Genomic DNA, 23,462 nt, shown 5'->3' with positions numbered 1-23,462 from the left:
CTTCATGCCGAAGAATGTTCGGCGCGCGCCGAAGGGAAGGACGCCCCATGGCCAGCGAGCAGCCCGCGCTGTACGAGATGTTCGACGAGCGGTTCCGCACCGGGCGGTGCATGAACGGCGACGACGGTCTCGAAGTCCTCCACACCGGCTGCCGCTGGGCCGAGGGGCCCGTCTACGTGCCCGCCTGGCGGCAGCTGGTCTGGAGCGACATCCCCAACGACCGGATGCTCCGCTGGGACGAGGAGACCGGCGCCGTCAGCGTCTTCCGGCGCTCCGCCGGGCACACCAACGGCAACACCCTCGACCGCCAGGGCCGGCTGATCACCTGCGAGCAGGGCAACCGCCGGGTGACCCGGACCGAACACGACGGCACCGTCACGGTGCTGGCCGACCGCTGGCAGGGCAAGCGCCTGAACAGCCCGAACGACGCGGCGGTGCGCTCCGACGGCTCGGTCTGGTTCTCCGACCCCAACTTCGGCATCACCAGCGACTACGAGGGCCACCGCGCCGAGAGCGAGATCGGCGCCAACAACGTCTACCGCATCGACCCGGTCAGCGGCGAAGTCCGCCTGGTGGCCGATGGTTTCGGCGCCCCGAACGGCCTGGTCTTCTCCGCCGACGAGCGGCAGCTCTTCGTCTCCGACACGCGCGCGGGCTGCATCCGGGTCTTCGACGTCCGCGAGGACGGCACCCTCTCGGACGGTGCGCTCTTCGCCGAGGCGGGCGCCCGCGGCGCGGCCCGTTTCGACAACCTGCGCTTCGACGACGGCGGCCGGCTCTGGGCGGCCGCGATGGCCGACGGCGTGCACTGCTACGACCCGGACGGCACGCTGATCGGGCGGCTCGTCGTGCCCGAGACGGTGGCCAACATCGCCTGGGGCGGGGCCAAGCGCAACCGGCTCTTCATCACGGCGCGGACCAGCCTCTACTCCCTGGTCATGGGCGTGACGGGCACCCACCCCACCGGCCCGGGCCACCGCCCCTGGCCCGACGCGGGCACCCGGTGACCCCCGACCGGGCCGGCGAACCCAGCGGTCCCGACGGAGCCGACCCCGCCGCGGACTGGGCCGCGACCCGCGCCTGGGTGGCCGCCGCCCTGTCCCCCGGCGAGCGCATCGAGGCGGTGACGCGGCTGCGCGGCGGCTGGACCTCGCGGATGCGCCGGCTGGAGATCGCCGGGCCGGACGGCCGGCGTGCGCTCGCCCTGCGCTCGTTCGTCAAGCCGTTCTACCTGCGGCACGCGGACGGCCTGCTGCGGCGCGAGGCCGACGTCCTGCGCCTGCTGGAGACCACGGCCGTCCCCGCGGCCGGGCTCGTGGCCGTGGACGCGACGGCGCGGCACTGCGACCACCCGTCCCTGCTGATGACCCTGCTGCCCGGCACCGTGCGCACCGACGACGCGGGCGCCGCCGACCGCGCCGCCCTGCTGGCCCGGCAGTTGGCCGACGTCCACCGGCTGCCGGTGCCCGCGGCGGCGCGGCCCCGCGCCTACGAGGCGTGGACCTCCGCCGAGCGGGTGCGCCCGCCCGCGGACACCCGGCGGCCCGGCCTGTGGGAGCGTGCCGTGGACGTCATCCGGCGGGACCCGCCCGCGCACCGGCCCTGCTTCCTGCACCGGGACTTCCACCCGGGCAACGTCCTCTTCACGGGCGGCGGCGCAGGGCTGCGGATCAGCGGGGTCGTCGACTGGGTGGAGACGTCCTGGGGCCCGGCCGACCTGGACGTGGCCCACTGCTCGTCGGCGCTGGCCCTGCTGCACGGCGTCCCGGCGGGCATCGGCTTCGCCGACCGGTACGCGGCGGCGGGCGGCGCCCTGGCCGAGGAACGCGCCGACCACCTCTACTGGCGGCTGCTCGACGCGCTGGCCTTCGCGCCGGACGCGGAGAAGGTGGCCGTGCCCTGGCGCGAACTCGGCCGCACCGATCTGACGCCGGAGGTGCTGACGGGGCGCCTGGAGGAGTACCTGGAGGCCCTTTTCGACCGGTACGGCTGAGCGGGGCGCGTCCGGTCCGCGGGACGCCGGCGACACCCCGGCGACACCATGTGCGGTGGCGGCGCCCGCCGTTGCATCCTTGGCCCCGACATGAAGATCGGACAGGGGGATGCGCGATGTGGACGGTGGTGTCGTCGGAGGGGCTGCCCGCGGACGAGCGGTTCGACTGGTTCTCGGACCTGGTGTCGCGCGAGGTGATGCCCACCGCGATCAGCAGCGAGCAGCCGGGCTCCTTCCGCGCGGAGGCCGCCGCGCTGGGCCTGGGGGACCTGCACGTGTCGCGCCTCGCGTACGCTCCCCTGCGCTCGCGCCGCACCCCCGCCCTGATCCGGCGGAGCGATCCGGAGCAGTACCAGCTGGCGTGGGTGGCCGCGGGCGCGATGGGGATGTCGCAGCACGGGAACGACGGCCTCGCCGGGGTCGGCGACCTGGTGTTCTGGGACACGTCCAAGCCGTCCGACGCGGTTTCCCCGGCCGGCAGCGGGCAGGACCAGCAGCTGGTGATCCTGCAACTGCCGCGCAGCGCCCTGCCGGTGCGCCCGCGGCTGCTGGAGCGCCTGCTGGCCCGCCCGATCCCGGGCGGGACGGGGATGGCGGCGGTCCTCTCCTCGTTCATGCGCAGCCTGGTGGGCCACGGCGACCAGTGCGCGCCCGCGCAGCTGCGGCACCTCGGCGCGGTGGCCGCTGATCTGGCGGCCGCCTGCCTGGCCGAGCACCTGGACGCCGAGGAGCACCTCCCCGCCGAAATCCGCAAGCGGGCCCTGCTCCAGCGGATCCACGCCTTCATCGAGCACAACCTGGGCGATCCCCAGCTGGATCCCGGCGCCGTCGCCGCCCGCCACAACATTTCGGTGCGCACCCTCCACCAGCTCTTCCAGGGCCTGGGCGAGGGCGTCAACGCCCGGATCCGTCGGCGCAGGCTGGAGCAGTGCCGCGCCGATCTCGCCCGGCCCGGTTCCGCCGGGGTCCCGGTGCACCTGATCGCCGCCCGCTGGGGCTTCAGCGGGCCGGCCGTCTTCAGCCGGTCCTTCCGGGAGGCGTACGGCCTGAGCCCCACCGAGTTCCGTGCGCTGAGCCTCGCGTGCGCCCGCCCCGGCGGCGCCCGGGCGGCGGGTGACCTCGTACGCTGAACACCGCAAAGGGGACTTCGACCCACAAAAGGACACCCATGAGCGACCTCACCTCCCCGGCCCCCGCCCCCGCGTCGCCGCCCCCGCTGCCGCGCGCCCGCCGGGGCGCCGACTGGATGTTCGGCGGGGTGTACGGGACGGTGCTGGCCAGCGGGCTACTGGCGGCGCTGGACCAGAAGGGGGGCGCGTACACCCCGTACTACGACGCAGCCTGGGTCCTGGTGACCGCCGCGACGGCCGCGCTCGCACACGGGTACTCGCACCACATGGCGACCCACCCGGACGGCTCGGCTGGTCACCGCTGGCGGCTGCTGGGCCGGGCGGTGCGGAACGAGTGGCCGATGATCGCGGCCACCCTGCCCACCGTGCTGCTGCTGGTGCTGGCCGGGCTGATCGGGTGGGACTCGTACGGGGTGACGGCGGTCGGGCTCGGGGTGAACACCGCGCTGCTGTTCGGGTGGGGCGCGGTGGTCGCGCTCCGGGTCGGCTACCGGCCGGCCCCGGCGCTGCTGATCGGAGCGGCGGACGCCACGATCGGACTGGTGATCATCGTGGCGAACGCGCTCATCAAGTGATCCGTCAGATCCGGTCCTCAGGCGGGCCCGCCAGTTCCTCCGCCTCGGCCAGGATCTCCGTCAGACGCGCCCCGAAGGCCGCGTCGCGCGGGTCGGGGACGCCCGTACGCGCCGCCGCCAGGAGGGCGTCGAGGGCGCGGCCGTAGGCGCCCGGCACGTCGCTCCAGTCGGGCAGGGAGTGGACCCCGGCCGCGCCGCGCAGCTCCAGGCCCACCCCGGCGGCCGCGCTCGGAGCGCCCAGGCTGAGGACGGCGGTGCTGGCCGCGCCGGAGGCGTGGCGCAGGGCCAGCTGGACGACGTCGGAGGGGCCGCGCGTAGCGCTGACCCGGACCACGTCGCCGAGGACGGGGATGAGGACGGAGAGGGCGTGCGGGCCCACGTCCCACAGGCCGCCCTTCTCCTTGCGCCAGGGCGAGTCGGCGTAGGCGCTGGGCGCGCCGTCGGGCGGGAAGACCGCGCCGAGCCAGTGCGCGGCGGCGGTGAACCAGCCGTCGCGGGCGGCCTGTTCCTCGACCCAGTCCGCGGTCGGCCGGGCGAAGCGCAGGGTGAGGAAGACGACGGAGGCGACCTGGTGGCGGGCGGCCGCGTCGGCCACGGCGCGGGCCTGTCGGACGTCGGTGGCCACCGGCTTGTCGAGCAGCAGGTGGCATCCGGCGGCGGCGGCGCGGACGGCGAGCGGGGCCTGGACGTCGGGGGGCAGCGCGAAGGACACGACGTCGCAGTCCGCGAAGAGCGCGTCGGGGTCTTCGTACACCTTCACGCCGTGGGCATACGCCAGTTCGGCGGCGGCTTCGGGCCGCCGTCCCCACACGCCGGCGAAGGTGGAGCCGGTGTGGGCGGCCAGGGCGGGGGCGTGGGTGCGGGCGGCCCAGGGGCCCGTACCGAGCAGGCCGACGCGGGGAAGGGGTCCGCCGGGCAGGCCGGAACCGTCGTTCGCTGACGTCAAATCATACGAAATGGTCACGCGCCCAGTCTGCCCCACGCGGCCGCCGTTCGGGAGGACACGCTTCCACGCGCTGCCCCCTGTGACCATCCCACGGCTCCGCCCGCCCCGGCGCGCCCGCACAACCCGCCCCGCCCACGCCGTAAACGCCGGTAACACGGGGTTCACACACGGGCAACGGAAGAGAAATCGCGAGCGGGCACGCTGCGGTCATCACCGCAGCACCCGCAGAGTCTGAGGACGGTCCCGTGAGCTACAAGGCTGAGTACATCTGGATCGACGGCACCGAGCCGACGGCCAAGCTCCGCTCCAAGACGAAGATCATGACCGACGGCGACGAGCTGCCGATCTGGGGCTTCGACGGATCGAGTACGAACCAGGCCGAGGGCCACGCCTCCGACCGGGTGCTCCAGCCGGTGTTCTCCTGCCCGGACCCGATCCGCGGCGGCGCCAACCTCCTCGTCCTGTGCGAGGTGCTGAACATCGACATGACCCCGCACGAGTCGAACACCCGCGCCCTGCTGCGCCCGGTCGCCGAGGAGCACGCCGCGCAGGAGCCGATCTTCGGCATCGAGCAGGAGTACACCTTCTTCGACGGCATCCGCCCCCTCGGCTTCCCGGTCGGCGGCTTCCCCGCCGCGCAGGGCGGCTACTACTGCGGCGTGGGCTCCGACGAGATCTTCGGCCGCGAGATCGTCGAGAAGCACCTCGACCACTGCCTCGCGGCGGGGCTGAGCATCTCCGGCATCAACGCCGAGGTCATGCCCGGCCAGTGGGAGTTCCAGGTGGGCCCCGTCGGCCCGCTGGAGGTCTCCGACCAGCTGTGGATCGCGCGGTGGCTGCTCTACCGCACGGCCGAGGACTTCAACGTCTCGGCGACCCTGAACCCGAAGCCGGTCAAGGGCGACTGGAACGGCGCGGGCGCGCACACCAACTTCTCGACGAAGGCGATGCGCGCCGACTACCGCGCGATCATCTCGGCGTGCGAGTCGCTCGGCGAGGGCTCCAAGCCGCTGGACCACGTCAAGCACTACGGCGCGGGCATCGACGAGCGGCTGACCGGCCTGCACGAGACCGCCCCGTGGAACGAGTACAGCTACGGCGTCTCCGACCGCGGCGCCTCGGTCCGCATCCCGTGGCAGGTGGAGAAGGACGGCAAGGGCTACATCGAGGACCGCCGCCCGAACGCGAACGTGGACCCCTACGTGGTGACCCGCCTGATCGTGGACACCTGCTGCACCGCTCTGGAGAAGGACGGCCTGGTCTGACCTCGGACGGATGACCGGCTCCCGCGCCCGCCGTGCCCCCGTCCGGGGGCACGGCGGGCGCCGTTGTCAGTGGGCCGTGTCACCGTGGTTCCCATGACGGGGACACGGGCGGGGACGGACACGGCGCCGACGGCGCCGGGATCATCGGCGTCGGCATCGGCGTTGGCGATCCGGATCGGGACGGAGAGCGGCGAGGCCCATGTGCGGCCCGCGCCCTTCACGTTGGAGAGGCTGGCGGAGCGCATCGGCGCGGAGGGGGACCGTTTCCTCGTCGTCGAGCGGCTCCCGAGCGACCCGGACGTCTACATACAGGTGTGGCACGACGTGGCGGACGTCGGCGCGCAGGGTTACCAGCTCGAACACCGCGACGGCGCGCCCGACCGGCACTTCCGCGCCTTCCTGCGCAGCGCGTCCGAGGTCGGTGAGGTGATGGCCGCCTGGGCGCGCGGGGACGAGGGCTGGGACCGGGGCCCGGCCTGGGAACGCGTCGCCTTCCGCACAGAGGAGGCGCCGCCCCTCGACCCCGCCGTGCGGGCGCAGGTGGAGGAGCGGGTGCGGCTCGCGCTGCGGTGCGGGTACGCGGGGCGGGCGGAATTGGCCGAGCTGGCCGAGGACCACCTGGTGAGCGGCGAGGTCCGTCCCGTCTCGGCAGCGCAGGCGCACGAGCTGGCGGTACGGCTGTGGCGGGAGCGGCTGGCGGAACAGGCGGAGTGGACCGGCGAGACGGATCCGGAGCGGCTGTCCCGGGCGTTCGCGGCGCTGGAGGCCGGCGGGATCACGGCGCGGGAGAACTTCGCCTGCTGCCGCGGCTGCGCTCTGGCGGAGATCCGGGGCGACGGCGCCGAGGACGCGCGGGGGTTCGTGTTCTTCCACCGCCAGTGCACCGAGGGCGCGGCGGAGGGCGGGGACCTCTTCCTGTACTACGGGGCGTACCCGGAGGCGGCGGACGGGGAGACCGCGGAGGGCCCGGAGGCCGAGGGGGCCGAGGGGGCCGAGGGGGCCGCCGTGGCCGACGAGGCGGTGGGCCGGGAGGTCACGGCCGCCCTCGACGGGGTGGGTCTGCGCTGGCAGTGGGACGGATCCGCCCACGATGCGATACGCGTGACCGGCCTGGACTGGCGCAAACGGCTGGCTCATTGACGGTTTGTCCGGTATTGACCGGGAGCCGTGCAGCCATGATCACGGAATTTGAGATTCCGATCCAGCAGGTGAGACGGGGTCTGCCCCGGGCCCGGGACATCTGCTTGAATGGCCGCATGGCCGGCTACCCGCAGCACTCCTCGACAGGTCGCAGCGACCTCGAGCCGTTCTGGCCTTCCCGTCAGGATCACGATTTCGACCGGGTGTGTTGCCGCGCGAAGAACGCGCCGGCCCTCTAAAGCCTTACGGAACCTCTGCACCAGACCTTCCGAAGGCCTTCGGTCTGCGCGGTACGACGACGACGTACGTCTCCTGCCGACTCTCCGCGTGAAAGAGCTGACCACTCATGGCGAACACCCGTCCCTTCTCGACCGCTGCCTCCACCGCGACCGCCCACCGCCCCTACCCGCCCAGTACGATCCCCAGCCCCCGCCAGCGGCTGCGCGCGGTCGAGCGGGACGAGGTCGCCCGCGTGGTGGACCTCCTGCCGCCGGGCGCCACCTGGCTGCCCGCGCCCCAGCACACCCTCCCGACACTGCCGGGCCAGCCGCCGATGATCGGCTACCTGGTCCTCGTACCGGCCGATCACCAGCAGCCGGCGGTCACGCTCGCGCCCTCCCCGTTCGCGACGGCCCCCTACGGTCCGGGCACGCCGTCCGCCGCCCCGGCCGCCATCACCGGTGACGCGCTCGTGCGCATCGACTCCGAGCAGCGCACGGCGGAGGTCGACGGCGAGGTACTGGACCTGACGTACCTCGAATTCGAGCTGCTGGCCCACCTGGTGGCCCACCCGCACCGGGTGCACAGCCGTGACCAGCTGGTCACCACCGTGTGGGGCTACGGACACGTCGGCGACGGCCGGACCGTGGACGTCCACATCGCCCGGCTGCGCCGCAAGCTGGGCGCGGCGCACCGCGGCGCCATCCAGACCGTGCGCCGGGTGGGCTACAAGTACGCCCCCTGAGCGCTCGTGCGCAGTCGGCCGAAGTGAACTGAACTGGTACCGACGGTGGGCCCGCGCTTCGCGAGGGGAGGCACGGGTCCACCGTCGGCTCGCGCCGCGGCTAGGCGCTCGGCGCCTCCGCCTCCGCCTCCTGCGCCTCCTGCGCCTGCACCGTCGGGTGGGACCGGCCCCGGCGGGCCACCGCGCCGAGCACCATGTCCACCGCCAGGAAGCACAGCAGGCTGATCCCGAGCAGCGGCACGAACCAGCCCACCAGGGCCGTCGCCGCGACCAGCGGCAGCAGCAGCGTCACCGGCGCCTTCCGCCAGGCACCGCGCGGCTGGGCCCGGCCCACGGACAGCGTCCGGTCCTTGGTCGGCCGGCGCAGCCACCACATGCGGTAGCCCCAGAAGACCAGGAACATCACCGCGAGGGCGAGCGCCGCCAGCGCCAGCTGGTTGACCGCGCCGAAGAGCAGGCCCATGTGGCCGTCGATGCCGAAGCGGGTCAGCTTGGCGAGCAACGGGTAGTCGGAGAAGCGAAGTTCGTCGATGACCGTGCCGTCGGCGGGGTCGACGGAGACCGCGTCGAGGTGGACCGGGACCGTGCGGTCCCGCTCCTTGACCACGTACCCCTTGCCCTGGGCGGGCATGGTCACCTGGAGCTGCTCGGTGACCCCGGCCGCGCGGGCCGCCTCGACGGCCCGGTCTATGCCGACGTCGGGGCCGACGGGCATGACCATCTGGCCGTTGGCGTCGATCGTGTGGTTCGCGTGCTCGTCCCCGCCGCCGTCGGCGCCGCCCTTGAGCGCGGCGGACACGGACGGGGTGGCGCCGCCCAGCCGGTCCTGGAGCTGACCGATGTTCTCACCGGCGTACTTCGACCAGGTCAGACCGGTCGCCGACAGGGCGACCAGACCCGCGGCGGCCCACAGGCCGACGGTCCCGTGCCAGGACAGCGTGCGGCGCCGCCCGCTCGCCGCGCGGTCCGGAAGGACCAGCTCCGCCCGGCGCTTGCGCGCCCGGCCGATCCACAGCGCGAGCCCGCCGAGGGCGACGACCCAGAGCCAGCTCGCGGCCAGCTCGCTGTAGCCGCGGCCCACCTCGCCGAGCTGGAGGTTGGAGTGGAAGGCGCTGAGCCAGGACCGCAGCGGCAGCGCGTCCCCGGTCGTGGTCAGCTGCCCGCGGACGTCGGCGGTGTAGGGGTCGACGAAGACGGTGAGCGTCTCGCCGTCCGCGAGCCCCGGGCTCTTCATGACGACGCGGGTCGTGGCGTCCGCCTCGGGCGCGGGCCAGACCGCGGTGACGTCACCGCGGGGCGCGGCTTCCATGGCGGCGGCGACCTGGTCGCCGAGCGGCAGCGCGCGCTCTCCCACGTGGGCGACGGTCAGTTCGTCGGAGTAGACGATCTTCTCCGCCTGGAAGGAGAGGGCGTACATGAGCCCGGTCGCGGCGGCGACGAAGAGCAGCGGGGCGATCAGCAGCCCGGCGTAGAAGTGCACGCGCAGGACGAGCGGGCGCAGGGCCGCCCAGGTGCCACGCCTCCGGACCTCCCCCGCGCGGGCGGGCGTGTGATCCGGTTCGGGGGCGTCGGCGGGGACGGGGGTGTCGGCAGGGACACGGGCGTCCCTGATGTCTTCAACGGACATGGTGGTCCTCGGGGTTGGCGAGACATGGGGAAACCGGCCCCAGGGCTCGCCGGATCGCCGGTCAGGCGAAGGCAGGACGGCCGGGGGCCGTGGCGCGGGTGTGCGACGGCCCAGGCGGTCCCCGCCTGACGGCGACGTGGGCGTGTACGGCTCCGCGCAGCGCGCGCGGCGGCTTCGGCGTGCGCGGGCGTGCGGAGCGGGCGGGCGTCCGGGGGCGGTGCGCCCGTACGAGCCCCAGCGCCCGGCGCAGCGGCGCGGCCGCGACCACGGCGAGCGTCCCCAGCGCGCGGGCGAGCCGGAAGGCCGCGGCCTCCCCCCGGGCGAGCCAGAGCGCGCAGAGCAGCGCGGCGAGCAGGTGGGCGGCGATCATGCCGAGCCCGCCGTGCCCGGCCATGGCGTCCATCCCGGGCATGGCGTGCATGCCGGGCATCGCGTCCATCCCCGGGAGCGCGGCCAGGTCCGTCACGGCGGCCGGATCCGTCGCGGCGCCGTGGTCCATGCCCCGCATGGACGCCATCCCCGGCATGTCCGCCATGTCCGGCACTCCTGCGGCGGAGGCGGTTCCGGCAGCGCCCGGGCGCCCTCCCCCCGGAGCCGAGTGGGACCCGGGGTCCCCGACGGCGGAGAAGAGCAGGTGCAGCACGCCCTGTACGGCGACCAGCGCGCCGCCGATAGCCACGCCACCGCGGCGGCGCCCGGCGCCCAGCCAGGCGAGGCCGCCGGTCACCCCGAAGGTGGCCAGAAGACCAGGAAAGGGAAGATCATGGCCAGACATGTACGAATGCCCCAGAGCGGCCAATGCGACACACACCGCCGCGAACATCGCGGCCCGCGTGCGGCGCAGCGGCGCCGGGGCTGGTGACATGGTCCGCTCATGGTCCCATCCGGCGCCCCGTCCGGGAACGGCGGTACCGGTTGCGCGGGCCACGCACCCATGGCCGATCATGATCGGGTGAATCCACTACTGCTGGGGCCGGTCTACACCGGCGGGGTCCAGCTCGGCGCGTACGCGCTGGAGCGGCTGGAGCGGCTGGAGCGCGAGCGGGTGCTGCGCGGATGTTCGACCAATGTCGACAATCTCGCCGCCGGGCGCTGGGAGACGCTGCTGAGCAGCGCCTTCGTGGTCGAGGAGCCGATGCCACTGCCGTACGCGCTGCTGCTGCTCGCCGTCCTCGGGTACGCCGAATACGCGTACGGCGCCTGGTGGACCGCCGGGGTGTTCCTGCTCGGGCACGCCGGGGCCACGCTGCTCGTCTACGGAGCGCTGCGGCTGCGCCGGACCGGGCCGGTGACGCGGCGGGCGGTGGACGTGGGCACCAGCTACGGCTTCAACGCGGTCCTGGGTGCCCTCACCTCGGCGCTGCCGCGCGGGGGCGTGCGCGGCCTCGCGCGGGCGGGTCTGCTGGCGGTGGCAGTGTCGCCGGTGCTGCGGCGGGAGCGGACCTTCACGGACGCCGGGCACCTGGCCGCCCTGGGTATCGGGATCGGGATCTCCCTGGCCGTCGATTACCTGTCCCGCCCGAAACACCCGAAAATGGCCTGAACGCGACGCATGCAGCGCTCGCCCGCCCCACGCTGGAGTTGCCCACGATGACCGCCACCCCGTCCACCACCGTCGCCAACTTCCGCGACCTCGGCGGCACCCGTGTGGCCGGTGGCCGTACGGTGCGCCCGGGGCTGGCGCTCCGCTCCGGCCAGCTCGACCGGCTCGACCTCGCCGCCGATCCCGCCGTGGCGGCGCTCGGCCTGCGGACGGTCATCGACTTCCGCACGGCGGCCGAACGCGCCGACCACCCGGACGTGGTGCCGCAGGGCGCCCGGATGCTGGTCGCCGACGTCCTGGCCGACAAGGTCAACTCGGGCCGCATGCCGGCCGCCGCGCAGCTCAAGGACCTGCTGGCCGACCCGGCGGTGGCGCAGCGGCACCTCGGCGGCGGCAAGGCGCAGGCCCTCTTCGCGGAGACCTACCGGTCCTTCGTCAGCTCCGGGTCCGGGCGGGAGGCGTACCGGACGCTGCTGACGGAGCTGGCGGACGAGGGGTCCGGGCCGCTGCTCTTCCACTGCACGGCGGGCAAGGACCGCACCGGGTGGGGGGCGACCGTCGTCCTGTCGCTGCTCGGGGCGGACGACGAGACCCTGATGACGGAGTACCTGTCGGTGAACCCGGCCGTCCGGGCCGCCTTCGCGCCGCTGATCGAGGGGTTCACGGCGGCGGGCGGGGATCCGGAGATCGCGCTGGCGCTGATCGGGGTCGTACCGGAGTACCTGGCGGCGGCGCTGGACGAGGTGGCGGTGCGGTACGGCTCCATGGAGAAGTACGCCCGCGAAGGCCTCGGCGTCCCGGACGCCACCATCGCCGCCCTCCGCGCCCGCCTGACCACCTGACCCCGGCCCCGCGGCCGCCCCTCCCCGGGCTCCGCCCGGACCCGCCGCCTCACACGCCGGCGAGGCTGCCATCCCGCAGCCCGCGACTCGGCTTCCCGGGCTCCGCCCGGACCCGCGCCTCAAACGCCGGCGAGGCTGGAGTGGCGCGCCCACGGACCGCCCTTGTCCGGAAGCACCCGCTCCCGGAGACCCCCCTCAAGCCCGTCCGGCGTTTGAGGACCGGGTCCGGGCGGAGCCCGGGACGCCCAGCCGCAGGCGACCACCACGCCCACCGGCGCCCGCGGGCCGCCCTCCTGGGCTCCGCCCAGACCCGCGCCTCAAACGCCGGCGAGGCTGGAATGCCCCTGGGCCGGATGGCCGGTGCGTCGGCGAGGCTGGAATGCCCCCAGGGCCGAATGATCGGCACGCCGGCGAGGCCGAACTGCCCCGCCGGTGGACCGCCCCCGCCTCCGCGGGACACCCTCAAGCCCGTCCGGCGATTGAGGACCGGGTCCAGGCAGAGCCCGGGACGCCCAGCCGCAGGCGACCACCACGCCCACGGGCGCCCGCGGCCCGGCGGCGGGGTGACCATACGGGGATTCGCTCGTTCTGCTGAACGTGACTGCGCCGGACACCGCCACCCGCCCCCGCCCGCACCCCCTCGACGCCGGGGTCGACGTCGAGCGCGCCGAGGCCGCCATCGTCGAGCACTATCCGCGCCTGGTGCGCCTCGCGTACCTCGTGCTGCCGCCCGCGCTGGGCCGCAACCGCCGGGTGCTGACCGCGCATTCGCTCGCCCAGCGGGCCCTGCCGCGCGGCCGGGAGGCCTCCGGCGCTCAGGGCCTCGTGCCGTTCCAGCGCGGCGCGCAGGATGCGGATCCGGCCGCCGACGCCGGATACGCCTACGTCCGGCTGCGGGTGCTGCGCGCCGCGCTGGAGGCCGGGCTGCCGCTGACCTTCCGCGCCCTGCCCCGCCGCGCGCAGCTGCCGCCCGCGCTGCCGCAGGTGTGGGGCCTGCGGCTGTTCCCCCGGTCCGGCGGAGCGGAGGAGCTGGCGCTGGACCAGTGGCTGGCCACCCTCGACGGCCCCGCCCGCGCCGCCTGCGCGCTGCGCGCGGTGGAGGGGCTGGACGGCCAGGAGGTGCTGCTGGTGCTGACCGAGGCGGGGGTGGTGGATCCGGAGGCCGCGCTGGCCGCCGCCGGGGGGCCGGAGAACGACGCCCTGTTCGCCTCCCCCGAGTTCGACCCCTGCGTGCTGCAGGCCCGCCCCACGGATCTGCTGCGCCGCCGCCGCTGGGTGCGGGGTTCGCTCGCGGCGGGCGCGGCGCTGCTGGTGTGCGGGGCGCTGCTCGGGCTCCCGGGCGGGGGCTGGGGTTCCGACGGAGCCGCCGCGCCCGCGTCCGCCCGTAACGCCGCGGCCGAGCAGGCCCTGGACCCGGCGAAGGTGACCCGCGCGGGGGCCGCGGACTGGCGCACCGCCGACCGCTCCGACTTCTCCGTGTGGCCCGCGCGCGGCGACCGCGCCGACGACCGGGAGCTGCTGCGCCGCGCGCTGGCCGTGTGGGCCCGCCCCGGCGCCTCGGTGGTGGTGTCGGCGACGCCCGGCACCCCGGCGGGCCCGCCGATGGGATCGCCGCAGCTGCTGTTCGCGGGCGCGGTCGACCAGGCGGTCGTGGTGCTGATGCACGACGGGCTGCGCGTGGTGCGTTACGCCGAGCCGCTGTCCGGGACCGCGGGCGCGGCCCTGGACTTCGCCCGCACGGACGGCGCGGCGGCGGAGACGGCGACGGCCCTGGTGCTGAGCCGGGTGGACGGCAACGTCCGCTACCTGACGGCGCCTTGGGTGACGGGCGCGACCGTACGGGACCTGCTCAAGCCGGCCGACGCCCCGACCCCGCTGCGGCTGAAGGACGGGGTCACCGCCCCGGTGGCCGGTCCGGCCCCGGCGGGTTCCTGTACCGCGTGGAACGCGCTGGCCCTGGAGACGGCCGCCGGTCACCGGCTGGTGACGGACCTCGGCGAACTGACCCCGGCCCGGCTCACGTCCGGCGCGCCGGGCGCGGCGCGGGACGTGACGCAGGCGGCGGAGCTGAGCGAGTGGTCGCGGATCGCGTGCCTGCTGCCGGCGGTCCGCTCGCACGGGGTGCGGTCGGTCAACTCGTGGGCGTACGCGCGCCAGCCGCTGCCGGAGAACAACGGCACGGCGGCCTGGCTGTGCACCCGGGCCGAGACCTGGCGGGGCACGGCGGACCGGGTGCAGGCGCAGTTCCTGGCGCCGGGCGCGCAGGTCGCGGCGCAGGCGGCCAAGGCGGAGGGTTCCCCGGCGTGCGGGCCGCGGGAGCCCCGGGTGCTGGCGGGCGTGCTGTGGAAGTCGCAGGGCGGCCACTGGTACGTGCTGGCGGCGGGCACGGCGCAGTTCACGTCGCTGTCGGTGACCGGCGGGGCGACGGGGTCGGCGGCCGGGAACCGGCTGGCGGTGAAGGCGGCGGAGGGCGCGCAGGTGGAGCTGTCCGGGAAGCTGACGGACGGCACGCGGGCGGGCGTCCTGCGGTAGGCGCGGCGGGGGCGGCGCCGGAATCCGTGCACGGGGGTGTTGCGGGCGGCCTACCCCTCAGTACATTGACGCCATGTCTAATACGCCGTCCGCACCTGCACCCGCACCCGTGGCGTCGGAGCACATACCGCTCAAGGCCCGGAACGTGTCCTTCTCCTGGGAGGACACCCCGCTCCACTGGCTGCCCGGCGACCCGTTCGCCGGGCACACGATGAACGTGCTGCACCTGCTGCTCCCGGCGGGCGAGCGCTGGTTCGTGCACGTGTACAAGCAGGTGCTGCCCCACATCACGGACGAGCGCCTGCGCGCGGACGTGGTCGGCTTCATCGGCCAGGAGGCGATGCACGCGGCCGCCCACGACGACGTGCTGCCGCACCTCAAGCGGCTGGGCCTGGACCCGACCCCCTACACCGCGCAGGTCGACTGGCTCTTCGAGAAGCTCCTCGGGGACCGCACGCTGCCGCCGGGCCGGGCCCGCGAGTGGTGGCTCAAGGAGCGGGTGGCGACGATCGCGGCGATCGAGCACTACACCGCCTTCCTCGGCAACTGGATCCTGAACGCCGACGAGCTGGACCGGCGGGGCGCGGACCCGGTGATGCTGGACCTGCTGCGCTGGCACGGGGCGGAGGAGGTCGAGCACCGGGCGGTGGCCTTCGAGCTGTTCATGCACATCGACGGCGGCTACCGGCGCCGGGCCAGGACCTGGGCGACGGCCTTCACGGCGCTGGTGTTCCTCTGGCAGCGCGGCGCCCGCTTCTTCATGGAGAACGATCCCGGCCTGCCGCACGCGAAGGCCTCCTTCGGCCAGTTCTTCCGGGCCGGACAGCAGGGCGTCCTGCCCTCGACGGGCGCGATGCTGAAGTCGATCCCCTCCTACCTGTCCCGTACGTACCACCCCTCGCAGGAGGGTTCGACGGCCCAGGCCGAGGCGTACCTCGCCACCTCCCCCGGCGCGAACGGCGGTGCCCGGTGAGTCCGTTGAGCCCCCTCGGTGCGGCGGGCCCGCTGGGCGCGGCGGCGCGCCGTGCGACCACCGTGACCGCCGTGGCCGGGGCCGCCTGGCTGGCCCGGCGGGCGCTGCGGCGCCGGATAGCGCGATCCCCGCTGTGGCCGCTCCCCGCCCTGGAGCACCCGGTGTCCGGGTACTCGCCGCGCCGCGCGCTGCGCGCGAGGGTCGTCTCGCGCACGGAGCCGGCCGAGGGGGTGCTCCGACTGGATCTGGAATCAGGCGAGTTGCCCGCGTGGACCCCGGGCGCGCACATCGACGTCACGCTGCCGTCCGGACTGGTGCGCCAGTACTCGCTGTGCGGGGACCCGGCGGACGCGGGCCGCTACACGATCGCGGTCCGCCTGGTCGAGGACGGCCGCGGCGGCTCGCGCGAGGCGCACGCGCTCCTGGCGGAGGGCGCGGAGCTGGAACTGCGGCCGCCGCGCAACCGGTTCACCCTGCTCCCGGCCCCCTCCTACGTTTTCGTCGCGGGCGGGATCGGGATCACCCCGATCCTGCCGATGCTGCGCGCGGCCACGGCGGCCGGTGCGCGGTGGACCCTCCTCTACGGGGGGCGGAGCCGGGCCTCGATGCCCTTCCTGGAGGAGCTGGCGGCGTACGGGGAGCGGGTGACGGTGGTCCCCGAGGACGAGGCGGGCCGCCCCGACCTGGGCGTCCTGGCCGGCGTCCCGGCGGGCACGCTGGTCTACTGCTGCGGCCCGGAGCCCCTGATGGCGGCGGTGACGGCGGCGGCCCCGCCGGGCGTGGAGGTCAGGCTGGAGCGGTTCGCTCCGGACCCGGCCGCGGCCCCGGGCGGGGAGGCACCGTTCACCGTGACCCTGGCCCGCTCGGGCCGCACGGTCGAGGTTCCGGCGGACGGCACGACGCTGGCGGCGGTCCTGCGGGAACTGCCGAACACCCCGTACTCCTGCGGGCAGGGTTTCTGCGGCACCTGCCGGCACACGGTACTGGCGGGCGAGGTGGACCACCGCGACGACCTGCTGACGGACGGGGAGCGGGAGACGTCGATGCTGCTGTGCGTGTCCCGGGCCCGGGGGGAGCACCTGACGCTGGACCTGTAGTGCGTTCTACTGAACGCGTTCAAGACCGCGGATGCCGTCGGCCGCGCACTACCCGTAGGGTGTTCGCATGACAACCGGGGTGCGACGCAGGATGGGTGTCGAGGAGCGGCGGCAGCAGCTGATCGGGGTGGCGCTGGACCTCTTCAGCCACCGGTCGCCCGACGAGGTGTCGATCGACGAGATCGCGGCGGCCGCCGGGATATCGCGGCCACTCGTCTATCACTACTTTCCGGGCAAGTTGAGCCTGTACGAGGCCGCGCTGCGGCGGGCCGCCGACGAGTTGGCGGCCCGCTTCCACGAGCCGGCCGAAGGCCCCCTGGGCGCACGGCTGCTGCGCGTGATGGGCCGCTACTTCGCCTTCGTCGACGAGCACGGGCCGGGCTTCTCGGCCCTGATGCGCGGCGGCCCCGCGGTCGGCTCCAGTCGCACCAACGCGATGATCGACGAGGTCCGCCAGGCCGCCTACGAGCAGATCCTCGGCCATCTCGGGGTCGAGCGGCCGCCCGCGCGGCTCGAACTGGTCGTGCGCTCCTGGGTGTCGCTCGCCGAGTCCACCGCCCTGATCTGGCTGGACGGGCGCAGGATCCCGCGCGCCGAGCTGGAGCTGCAACTGGTGCACGACTTCGCCGCGCTGGCCGCCGTGAGCGCCGCCTACGACGAGGAGATGGCCGCCCTGCTGGTGCGGATCGTCGCGGACGAGCCCGTGGACGGGCCGTTCGGTGAACTGGTGCGACGGCTCGCGGCGTTCGCGCCGGGCCTGGCCGTCACGCCGCACCGGCCGGTGCCGGGGCCGCGGTCATAATGACCGCGTGATCATTGACGACGGGATCTTGTTCCGGCAGGCCGAGGAGAAGGACGCCGGCACGCTGGTGGCCCTGTACGACCAGGCCGCCCGGTGGATGCGGGCGCGGGGCATCGAGCAGTGGGAGCCGGGCGAGAAGGACACCGCGCACTTCCGCGCCCGGATGAAGGACGGCGAGGTGTGGATCGGCGCCGACGCGGACGGGCGCGTGTGCGGGGCGTACGAACTGTGGTGGTCCGACTAGGAGGCCTGGGGCGTCCAGCCGCCGGTCGCCGGGTACGTGCACCGGCTGATGGTCGAGCGCGAGGCCGCGCCCGCCGGGGCCGGGCGGCGGCTGCTCGAACACGCGGAGCGGCGCATCGCCCGGGCCGGCCTGGAGCGGGCGCGGCTGGACTGCGTCTCCACCAACCCCCGGCTGCTCGCGTACTACCAGGGCGCGGGCTACCGGGTGGTCGGGGAGTTCCCGTCCAAGCAGGCCACGGACGGGCGGATGTACGGGGTGATCCTGCTGGAGAAGCGGCTGGACCGCCTCAGCGTGGTGTGACCGTGAGCGGGCCCGCCGGGGTCGGCGGGCACACCCGGGTCAGCGGGCCCACCCGGGTCGGCGGGCCCGCCGGGCTCAGCGGCCTCCCCCCGCGGCCGCGGCCTTCGCCGTGAAGACCGCCACCGTGCGGGCCGGGACGGTGAAGCCGCCGCTCCCCGCGTCGTACGCCGCCGCCTTGACCACCGGGTCGGCGCCCGCCGCTTGGCGCGGGTGCAGGACGTAGGGCCGTCCGGCCAGCGCGGGCACCCGCTGCTGCTGCGCGGTCGGCGTGGCGTTGAAGACCACGACCAGATCGCCCAAGGTCATGGTGATGACGCCGGGCGTCTCCGCCGGGCCGGCCAGCGGGAAGGCCAGCCGGTCCTGGACCGCGGCCGTGCTGGTCAGGGCGAAGGAGGCCTCCGAGGTACGGATGCCCAGCAGGTCCCGGTAGGCGGCCGAGGCTCCGGTGACGTCCGCGCAGGACGGGCCGGGGGTGGTGAGCAGCGGCGCCGCGTACGGCCACTTCGCACGGTTGTCGGCGGCGGGCGGCAGGCCCCGGCCGAAGCCATTCGCGCTGCCGGCGCCGTTCGCGCAGGTCCAGTGGATGGCGTTGAACCAGTCGCCGCTGTCGAAGGAGTTGCGGTCCAGGGACTTGGAGCGCAGCAGGTCGGTCCCGGCCTGGGAGAGGGACGGGCCCTGGGAGAGGGTGGCCGTGGCCATCGCAAGGACCTGCATCCGCGCCTGGTCGGCGGCGGACGTGGCGGGCGGGAGCTTGTACTTCAGGGCGTCGTACAGCGATTCGTTGTCGTGGGCGTCCGCGTAGGCGAGGGCGTCGCCCGGCGCCGCCGCGTATCCGGCGCCCTGGCCGTTGTAGTCCAGCTGGGCGCCGGTGACGGTCCGCCCGGTGGCGTCGGTGAAGCGGTAGTCCGCCAGGTTGCCGGTGAGGCCGACCTTGATCAGGTCCTGGGCGTGCCGGAGCCGGGCCAGCTGCTCCTGGGGCGTGCCGTTCGCGGCCGCGCCGTTGGGGTCGGTGGCGAGGCCGGAGGCGAAGCCCTGGACGCGCGGGTCCTCGTCGAAGGGGCCGCCGCCGCGGACGGCGTCGCGGGCCCGGTCGGAGAAGGTGGCGATGCCCGTGCCCGCCATGTTCTTCTGGGTGGCCTGGACGAAGCGGGCGTCGTCGGCGACCTCGCCGAAGTTCCAGCCCTCGCCGTAAAGGATGATCTTCTTCCCGTCGACCCCGTCCTTGGCGGGGGTCAGCCGGTCCAGCGCCGCCCGCACGGCCAGGATGTTCGCCTTGGGCTGGTGGCCCATGAGGTCGAAGCGGAAGCCGTCGACCTTGTACTCCTTGGCCCAGGTGACCACGGAGTCCACGACGAGGCGGCCCATCATGGCGTTCTCGGTGGCGGTGTTGGAGCAGCAGCTGCTGGTGGCGACGGAGCCGTCGGCGAGCAGCCGCTGGTAGTAGCCGGGGACCACGCGGTCCAGGACGGACTGCGGCGACTGCCCGGAGGCCGCGGTGTGGTTGTAGACGACGTCCATCACGGTGCGCAGGCCCGCGCCGTTGAGGGACTGGACCATGCGGCGGAACTCCACGGTGCGGGCGGTGCCGTCGGGGTCGCTCGCGTACGAGCCTTCCGGGACGGTGTAGTGCAGCGGGTCGTAGCCCCAGTTGTAGGCGTCCTTCGCGGCGGCGGCCGCCACGCAGGCCTGCTGCTCCTGCGAGTCGGGGGCGTAGACGGTGAGGTCGCAGGCGGGGGTGGTGCGGTGCGCCGGGTCCTCGGGGATGGTGGCGATGTCGAAGGCCGGGAGGAGGTGGACGTAGGAGGTGCCGGCCGCGGCGAGGGAGCGCAGGTGCTTCATGCCGGCCGAGTCGGTGTCGGTGAAGGCCAGGTACTGGCCGGGGTGCCGGCTGGTCGGGTCGGCCACCGAGAAGTCCCGGATGTGGAGTTCCTGGATCTGGGCGGAGGTGAAGGGGACGGGGGCGGGCTTCTTCAGGTCGCGCCAGCCGGGCGGCTGGAGCGCGGGCGCGGCCAGGTCGGTGACCAGGCTGTAGGTCGAATCGGTGGTCAGGCCGGTGGAGTAGGGGTCGGTGACCAGGTTGCGGACCACCTGCCCCGTGCTCGGCGCCCAGACGGTCACGGCGTAGCGGTAGCGCTTGCCGGTCCAGGAGCGGTCGCCGTCCGCCGACCAGACGCCGGTGGCGTCGTCGCGGCGCATGGGGACGGTGCGGGCGCCGCCGTCGAGTTCGAGGGAGACCTGCTGGGCGGTGGGCGCCCAGAGCGCGAGCCGCGGGCCGCGGGCGGAGAAGGTGGGGCCGAGCGGGGTGGTGTTGGCGTACAAGTCGTCCAGTACGCCCGCCAGTTGGACGCCGGTGGCGGCGAGCACGGCGCCGTTGGCGGCGCGGGCGCTCGCGACGACCTGACCGCGCAGCGCCTCGCGCACCCGGTCGCGGTCGCGCGGGTCGACGGTGAAGGCGGTGTACGCCGCCAGGTGCGGGAACTTCTTCTTCTGTACGTCGCTCAGCGCGCCCGGGGTCAGCCGCAGCCAGCGGGCCTTCGCGGTGCCGGTGAGGGCGCCGTCCGCGGCCTTGACCGCGCCCTCGCGGGAGGCCAGGAGCTGGACGGAGGCGGCGGCGGGCGGGGCGTTCCAGGCGAGGGTGTCGCGGTCGATCCAGACGGCCTCGGCCTTGGTCAGGTCGAGGGCGGCGGCGGATCCGGCGGCCTGCGGCAGCAGGTAGGTCTGCTGCCCGGCCAGCAGCCAGGCCTCGTGGCCGGTGGCCTTGAGGTCGAGGGACTGGTCGGTGGGCAGGTCCTTCTCGTCGCCCTTGTGGAGGATGTAGCTCAGCGAGGTGGCGCCCGGGGCGAGCGGGACCTCGTAGACCGCGCCGTAGGAGTCGGTGCGGACGGGGAGCAGCGGCTTGGACCAGTCGGTGGGGGCGGCGGCGCCGGTCCACACGTGCAGGCCCCAGCCGTCGTAGGCGCCGTCGGCGCGGTTCAGGTGGAGGACGGCCTTGGACTGGTCCTGCGGCGGGTGGGCGGGGCGGTCGGTGCCGGCGGGCTCCTCGCCCTGCTCCAGCCAGATCTCGCCGGTCTTCGTCACGTCCATGGTGCGGTCGGCGGCGACGTCCTTGGTGCCGTCCTTGTCGATGACGAGGTAGTTGACGGCGCTCGCGCCGGGCTTGAGCCTGACGTAGGCGAAGGCCCCGTAGGCGTCGCGGCCGGTGAAGTCGTGCCCGGCCGGCCAGGTGGTGGCTTCGCCGTCGGCGAGGTCGCCCCAGGCGTAGAGCCGCCAGTTCGTGTAGTCGCCGTCGGGGCGGTGGTAGTGCACGACGGCGTGGTCGCGCTGGACGGCGGTGGGGACCTCGGGGGGCGGGGTCTGGCCTGCGGTGGAGGCGGCCAGGGCGCTCGCGGTGCGGCCGGAGGCGTCGACGACGACCGCCTTGTAGCGCAGCGGGGTGCCCGGCGGGGCGGTGACCTGCTGGGTGACCGTGTAGGGGGCGTGGTCGGCGGAGCCGAGGACCTGCCACTTGTCGTTGCCGCTCTGGGCGGCGAAGACGACGCGGTTCAGGCCGCCGCCGGTGACGGTGGCCGACAGCTCGACGGTGCCGGTGGCGCCGGGGGCGGGCGGGATGAGGGTCAGCGCGGGGCGGGTGGCGGGGGCCGGGATGGGGGTGGTGCCCTTGAGGACCACGCTGCCGAGGGCGGGGGCGGTGACGGAGAGCTTGCCGGTGGAGGAGGCCCAGACGGTGGTGGTGCCCGCGCCGCCGTAGAGGACGGTGTAGGCGGCGCCGGCCGGGGCGTCGAGTTCCACGGTGCGCGGGGCGGACCCGTTGTTGGCGGCGACCAGGTACTCGGTGCGGGTGCGGGGGTCCGTACGGGCGAAGGCGTAGAGGGAGCCGTCGGCGAGGCGCTCGCTCTGGACGCCGTCCCGCAGGGCGGGGTGCGCCTTGGTCAGCTTCGAGAGAGCACTGATCTGCTGGTAGAGCGGGTGTCCCGGATCGTAAGCATCGCTCGCGTGTGTGCGCACCGTTCCGAGCTGGTCGTCGTCGAGGTAGTCCGGCGTCGTGGAGGCGAAGAGCGACTGGCGGGCGTCCTTGTCGCCGCCCGCGCCCGTGAAGCCCTGTTCGTCGCCGTAGTAGACCACCGGGTTGCCGCGGGAGAAGAACATCAGCTCGTTGGCCAGCCGGTAGCGGTCGAGCAGCTCCTGCTCCCCCGCCCCCGGCCGGTCCTGCTTCAGGAAGGAGCCGAACCGCCCCATGTCGTGGTTGCCGAGGAAGGTCACCTGCTCGTAGGCGTTCGCCTTGTCGCTGGTGTACCGGTAGTCGGCTCCGAGGACGGAGGCCAGCCGCCCGGCCCCGGCGCCCTGGGCGGCGTACGCGCGGATCGCGTCCTGGAGCGGGAAGTCGAGGGTGGCGTCGAGGCGCCCCCGGGTGACGTAGGGCGAGGTGACCGCCGTGTCCGCGGAGTACACCTCGCCGAACATGAAGAACTTCGGCCGCCCCTGCCGGGCGGCGTAGGCGTCGAGGGCGGTCGCCCACTGGGTCCAGAACGGCAGGTCGACGTGTTTGACGGTGTCGATACGGAAGCCGTCGATGCGGAAGTCCCGGACCCACTTCTCGTAGATCTTCTCCATCCCGGAGACGACCTCGGGACGCTCGGTCCACAGGTCGTCGAGCCCGGAGAAGTCGCCGTGCCCGGCGGACTCGCCCGCGAAGGTGGAGTCACCCCGGTTGTGGTACATCGTCGGATCGTTCAGCCAGGCCGGGACCTTGGCGTTGCGTTTGTCGGCGGGGACGAGCGGGGTGCGCGGGAAGGACCCCGGGCCGACCGCGGGGAAGTCCTTCTTCCCCGCGGCGGCCGCGGCGGCGTAGTCCGAGTCGTCGAAGGCCACCCCGTCCTTGGTCAGGTAGGGGAAGGCGCCCTTGGAGAGGTACGAGTACGACTTCTCCCGGTAGTCGATGACATCGGCCGTGTGGTTGGTGATGACGTCGAAGAAGACCTTCATCCCCTTCCCGTGCGCCTTGTCGATCAGCCGCTCCAGGTCGGCGTTGGTCCCGAAGTGCGGGTCGACCTGGGTGAAGTCGGTGATCCAGTAACCGTGGTAGCCCGCCGAGGCGTTCGCGCCCTCGCCCTGCACCGGCTGGTTCTTGAAGATGGGCGCCATCCAGATGGCGGTGGTGCCCAGCCCCTTGATGTAGTCGAGCCGGTCGGTCAGCCCCTTGAGGTCGCCGCCCTGGTAGAAGCCCTTGTCCGTCGGGTCCAGCCCCGTCCGGAGGCGGCTGCCGGTGAGACCGCCCCGGTCGTTGCGCGGATCGCCGTTCGCGAACCGGTCCGGGAGCACGAAGTAGAACTGCTCCCGGGTCAGGTCGTGCCGGGCGGGCTCGGCCGCCAGTTTCGCGTCCGGAGGCGGAGCGGGGGCCTTGACGGCGGCCGCCGCGGGCAGGGCGGGCAGGAGGGTCACGGCCAGGGCGGCGGCGACGATTCCTGCGGCTGGGCGTATCAAGGCGGGGT

17 protein-coding genes and 1 pseudogene are annotated in these 23,462 nt (G+C 74.4%); 14 read left to right on the top strand and 4 right to left on the bottom strand.

The genetic code is table 11. The features are described 5' to 3' along the window. Nucleotides 1-47 precede the first annotated feature (47 nt). The 4 genes from AC0693_RS08340 (at nt 48) to AC0693_RS08325 (ending at nt 3,698) form a co-directional block, all read left to right on the top strand. The gene (locus AC0693_RS08340) at nt 48-1,007 is read left to right on the top strand and encodes an SMP-30/gluconolactonase/LRE family protein (protein WP_478801280.1); all 960 of its coding nucleotides are present in this window, start codon (nt 48-50) and stop codon (nt 1,005-1,007) included. Further along, nucleotides 1,004-1,993 (top strand): phosphotransferase family protein, encoded by a 990-nt coding sequence (locus tag AC0693_RS08335; protein ID WP_478801279.1) that lies wholly within the window; start codon nt 1,004-1,006, stop codon nt 1,991-1,993. The genes AC0693_RS08340 and AC0693_RS08335 overlap by 4 nt, the downstream gene beginning before the upstream one ends. A 116-nt stretch (nt 1,994-2,109) precedes the next feature. Continuing rightward, a complete protein-coding gene (locus AC0693_RS08330; protein WP_469318703.1) occupies nt 2,110-3,123 on the top strand; it encodes an AraC-like ligand-binding domain-containing protein in 1,014 nt (337 codons plus the stop codon). Between the two features lie 38 nt (nt 3,124-3,161). Further along, nucleotides 3,162-3,698 (top strand): hypothetical protein, encoded by a 537-nt coding sequence (locus AC0693_RS08325; protein WP_468471145.1) that lies wholly within the window; start codon nt 3,162-3,164, stop codon nt 3,696-3,698. 4 nt (nt 3,699-3,702) lie between these two features. Here the strand turns inward: AC0693_RS08325 and AC0693_RS08320 are convergent, their stop codons facing one another. Continuing rightward, nucleotides 3,703-4,656: a Gfo/Idh/MocA family protein gene (locus AC0693_RS08320; RefSeq protein ID WP_478801366.1), complete on the bottom strand. Its 954-nt coding sequence runs from the start codon at nt 4,654-4,656 to the stop codon at nt 3,703-3,705. Between the two features lie 233 nt (nt 4,657-4,889). Here AC0693_RS08320 and glnII point away from each other — a divergent pair, with 233 nt between their 5' ends. The 3 genes from glnII (at nt 4,890) to AC0693_RS08305 (ending at nt 8,013) form a co-directional block, all read left to right on the top strand. Continuing rightward, a complete protein-coding gene (glnII, locus tag AC0693_RS08315) occupies nt 4,890-5,909 on the top strand; it encodes a glutamine synthetase (protein WP_356415552.1) in 1,020 nt (339 codons plus the stop codon). A gap of 93 nt (nt 5,910-6,002) precedes the next feature. Beyond that, on the top strand, nt 6,003-7,049 hold the full coding sequence (locus AC0693_RS08310) for a DUF6891 domain-containing protein (RefSeq protein ID WP_478801278.1): 1,047 nt from the start codon (nt 6,003-6,005) through the stop codon (nt 7,047-7,049). 346 nt (nt 7,050-7,395) lie between these two features. After that, nucleotides 7,396-8,013: a winged helix-turn-helix domain-containing protein gene (locus tag AC0693_RS08305; RefSeq protein WP_469318707.1), complete on the top strand. Its 618-nt coding sequence runs from the start codon at nt 7,396-7,398 to the stop codon at nt 8,011-8,013. 100 nt (nt 8,014-8,113) lie between these two features. Here the strand turns inward: AC0693_RS08305 and AC0693_RS08300 are convergent, their stop codons facing one another. Continuing rightward, complete coding sequence (locus AC0693_RS08300; protein WP_478801277.1) at nt 8,114-9,640, bottom strand: PepSY-associated TM helix domain-containing protein; 1,527 nt, start codon at nt 9,638-9,640, stop codon at nt 8,114-8,116. A 61-nt stretch (nt 9,641-9,701) separates the two neighbouring features. Then, entirely contained in the window at nt 9,702-10,505 is an 804-nt protein-coding gene (locus tag AC0693_RS08295; RefSeq protein WP_478801276.1) for a hypothetical protein, read from the bottom strand. Between the two features lie 87 nt (nt 10,506-10,592). Here AC0693_RS08295 and AC0693_RS08290 point away from each other — a divergent pair, with 87 nt between their 5' ends. The 7 genes and pseudogenes from AC0693_RS08290 to AC0693_RS08260 all read left to right on the top strand — a co-directional run bounded on the left by AC0693_RS08290 (nt 10,593) and on the right by AC0693_RS08260 (nt 17,973). Then, nucleotides 10,593-11,183 (top strand): rhomboid-like protein, encoded by a 591-nt coding sequence (locus AC0693_RS08290; protein WP_478801275.1) that lies wholly within the window; start codon nt 10,593-10,595, stop codon nt 11,181-11,183. A 47-nt stretch (nt 11,184-11,230) separates the two neighbouring features. Continuing rightward, nucleotides 11,231-12,025, top strand: a complete 795-nt coding sequence (locus AC0693_RS08285) for a tyrosine-protein phosphatase (RefSeq protein ID WP_478801274.1) — start codon at nt 11,231-11,233, stop codon at nt 12,023-12,025. Nucleotides 12,026-12,622: 597 nt separating this feature from the next. Beyond that, complete coding sequence (locus AC0693_RS08280) at nt 12,623-14,557, top strand: hypothetical protein (protein WP_478741770.1); 1,935 nt, start codon at nt 12,623-12,625, stop codon at nt 14,555-14,557. Between the two features lie 73 nt (nt 14,558-14,630). Further along, nucleotides 14,631-15,530 carry a metal-dependent hydrolase gene (locus AC0693_RS08275; RefSeq protein ID WP_469336484.1) on the top strand — a complete coding sequence of 300 codons (900 nt, stop codon included), beginning with the start codon at nt 14,631-14,633 and terminating at the stop codon, nt 15,528-15,530. Further along, on the top strand, nt 15,527-16,627 hold the full coding sequence (locus AC0693_RS08270; RefSeq protein ID WP_478801273.1) for a PDR/VanB family oxidoreductase: 1,101 nt from the start codon (nt 15,527-15,529) through the stop codon (nt 16,625-16,627). Before AC0693_RS08275 ends, AC0693_RS08270 begins: the two co-directional genes overlap by 4 nt. 67 nt (nt 16,628-16,694) lie before the next feature. After that, a complete protein-coding gene (locus AC0693_RS08265) occupies nt 16,695-17,429 on the top strand; it encodes a TetR/AcrR family transcriptional regulator (protein WP_469336480.1) in 735 nt (244 codons plus the stop codon). Nucleotides 17,430-17,436: 7 nt separating this feature from the next. Then, nucleotides 17,437-17,973: pseudogene (locus AC0693_RS08260) on the top strand (N-acetyltransferase family protein). A gap of 75 nt (nt 17,974-18,048) precedes the next feature. On the opposite strand, the gene pulA reads toward AC0693_RS08260, so the two are convergent. Next, entirely contained in the window at nt 18,049-23,454 is a 5,406-nt protein-coding gene (gene pulA / locus AC0693_RS08255; RefSeq protein ID WP_478801272.1) for a pullulanase-type alpha-1,6-glucosidase, read from the bottom strand. Between the last annotated feature and the right edge of the window lie 8 nt (nt 23,455-23,462).

Source organism: Streptomyces sp. NPDC043876 (genome assembly GCF_056435825.1).
This window is presented reverse-complemented; position numbering and strand designations above follow the sequence as displayed.

Coding starts and splice junctions, on each gene's coding strand:
- AC0693_RS08340 (WP_478801280.1), top strand. CDS start 48: ATGGCCAGCGAGCAGCCCGCGCTGTACGAGATGTTCGACGAGCGGTTC.
- AC0693_RS08330 (WP_469318703.1), top strand. CDS start 2,110: ATGTGGACGGTGGTGTCGTCGGAGGGGCTGCCCGCGGACGAGCGGTTC.
- AC0693_RS08325 (WP_468471145.1), top strand. CDS start 3,162: ATGAGCGACCTCACCTCCCCGGCCCCCGCCCCCGCGTCGCCGCCCCCG.
- AC0693_RS08310 (WP_478801278.1), top strand. CDS start 6,003: ATGACGGGGACACGGGCGGGGACGGACACGGCGCCGACGGCGCCGGGA.
- AC0693_RS08305 (WP_469318707.1), top strand. CDS start 7,396: ATGGCGAACACCCGTCCCTTCTCGACCGCTGCCTCCACCGCGACCGCC.
- AC0693_RS08300 (WP_478801277.1), bottom strand. CDS start 9,640: ATGTCCGTTGAAGACATCAGGGACGCCCGTGTCCCTGCCGACACCCCC.
- AC0693_RS08295 (WP_478801276.1), bottom strand. CDS start 10,505: ATGTCACCAGCCCCGGCGCCGCTGCGCCGCACGCGGGCCGCGATGTTC.
- AC0693_RS08285 (WP_478801274.1), top strand. CDS start 11,231: ATGACCGCCACCCCGTCCACCACCGTCGCCAACTTCCGCGACCTCGGC.
- AC0693_RS08275 (WP_469336484.1), top strand. CDS start 14,631: ATGTCTAATACGCCGTCCGCACCTGCACCCGCACCCGTGGCGTCGGAG.
- AC0693_RS08265 (WP_469336480.1), top strand. CDS start 16,695: ATGACAACCGGGGTGCGACGCAGGATGGGTGTCGAGGAGCGGCGGCAG.